Raw genomic sequence first — 1,897 nt, 5'->3', positions numbered from 1 at the left:
GCCCATGACCGTGCCCATGCTGATGCCCAACGGCCCGGCCGCCGCGGTAAGCCTGGACCTTGGTGCCCGCGCCGGCGCCCACACCCCCGTTTCCGCCTGCGCGTCCGGCACCGAGGCCGTCCACGTGGGCCTGGACCTCATCCGCGCCGGCAAGGCCGACGTCGTCGTGTGCGGCGGCGCCGAAGCCGCCATTCACCCGATGCCGATCGCCGCCTTTGCCTCCATGCAGGCCCTCTCACGCCGCAACGACGATCCCGAGCACGCCTCACGCCCCTACGACCGTGACCGCGACGGCTTCGTCATGGGCGAGGGCGCCGGCGCCCTGGTGCTCGAGGCCGAGGAACACGCCCTGGCCCGCGGCGCCCGGATCTACGCCGAACTGGCGGGCACCTCGGTCACCGCCGACGCCTACCACATCACCGCCCCGGACCCCCAGGGTCTGGGCGCCACCCGCGCGCTGAAGGCTGCGATGTTCGATGGCCGCATCCAGCCCGAAGACATCGTCCACGTCAACGCGCACGCCACCTCCACCCCGGTCGGCGACAAGCCCGAGTACGCGGCCCTCAAGGCCGCCCTGGGCAAGCACGTGGACTCGGTAGCGGTCTCGGCCACCAAGTCCCAGATGGGGCACCTGCTCGGCGCCTCCGGTGCCGTGGAGGCCGTGCTGACCGTCATGGCCATCTACGACCGCAAGGCGCCGGTGACCATCAACCTCGAGAACCAGGATCCGGAAATCCCGCTCGACGTCGTCACGACCGCCCGCGACCTGCCGGCCGGCAGCATCGCCGCGCTGAGCAACTCGTTCGGTTTCGGCGGCCACAACGCCGTGATCGCGGTACGCAGCGTCTAGCTGCACGACCAGCAGCACGCCCGCAGCACGCCGGGACGGCAGATGGCGGCAATGTTCTTCATGAACATTGCCGCCATCTGCCTTTTGGCGCCTAGCTATGGAATTGCTGCGGTGGTGCGCCCAGTGAGGCCCTAGCCGACCTGGTGGAGCCAGCGCACGGGGGCGCCTTCGGCGGCGTGCCGGAACGGCTCGAGTTCCTCGTCCCAGGCCTCGCCCAGGGCGAGCGAGAGCTCGTGGTAGACGGCCGAGGGGTCGCCGGCGCCGGATTCGTAGGCGTAACGGATGCGGTCCTCGGACACCATGATGTTGCCGTGGACGTCAGTGGTGGCGTGGAAGATCCCGAGCTCCGGAGTGTGCGACCAGCGGCCGCCGTCGACCCCCTGGCTCGGCTCCTCAGTGACTTCATAGCGCAGGTGCGCCCAGCCTCGCAGAGCGGACGCCAACTGAGCCCCCGTGCCCGGCGTTCCGGTCCACGACAGCTCGGCCCGGAACATTCCGGGCGCGGCAGGCTGAGCGGTCCACTCCAGGTCCGTCCGCTTGTCCACGACAGACCCTATGGCCCACTCGACGTGGGGGCACAAGGCAGTCGGGGCCGAGTGAACGAACAACACACCTCGGGTCAGTGCAACAGACATTCCATCCTCCATAGCTGTAGGTACGTCTTCCCCAACGACCTGTGCCTGGATGTCTGTCTGTTGCGCGGATCCGAATTTATGCCGGCGGTCCCTGCCAGACTACTAATATACAGCCGGGTTCAAAGCTGGGACGTAGTGCATTCCAGCTTCAAGTTCAACTTGAAACTTCCCGGGCGTGAGTTTTATTCTGCCCTACCCCTCCTAATTACGCCAGTGCGATTCGGCGCGTCTTTTCCGGCGCGCCGTGCATGGTTCGGCAGTCCCGCAGGTGGACCCTGGTCCGCTTGGCGCCGGGCAGGTATGCGGGCCGAATCCGGGGCAGGAACCCGGGCCGAATTGTGTGCCTTTTCCGGCCGGCCGGACGCGCCGGACCGGTAATCCTCAGGCCCGGGGGTGTGCCTGCTGGTAGCTC

Annotated in this window: 2 protein-coding genes; one reads left to right on the top strand and one right to left on the bottom strand. The window is 68.2% G+C overall.

All coding sequences use genetic code 11. The annotated features are described in order from the left end of the window. The coding region (locus LQV45_RS28960) for a beta-ketoacyl synthase (RefSeq protein ID WP_230010468.1) at positions 1–850 on the top strand (850 nt) is incomplete at its 5' end. A 131-nt stretch (positions 851–981) separates the two neighbouring features. Here LQV45_RS28960 and LQV45_RS28955 read toward each other — a convergent pair. Then, positions 982–1,485: a DUF3145 domain-containing protein gene (locus LQV45_RS28955; protein WP_026266435.1), complete on the bottom strand. Its 504-nt coding sequence runs from the start codon at positions 1,483–1,485 to the stop codon at positions 982–984. Between the last annotated feature and the right edge of the window lie 412 nt (positions 1,486–1,897).

It is taken from the genome of Microbacterium sp. Bi128 (assembly GCF_918698205.1).
Note: the sequence above shows the minus strand (reverse complement) of the source record. Positions and strands in the feature narration are given on the sequence as shown.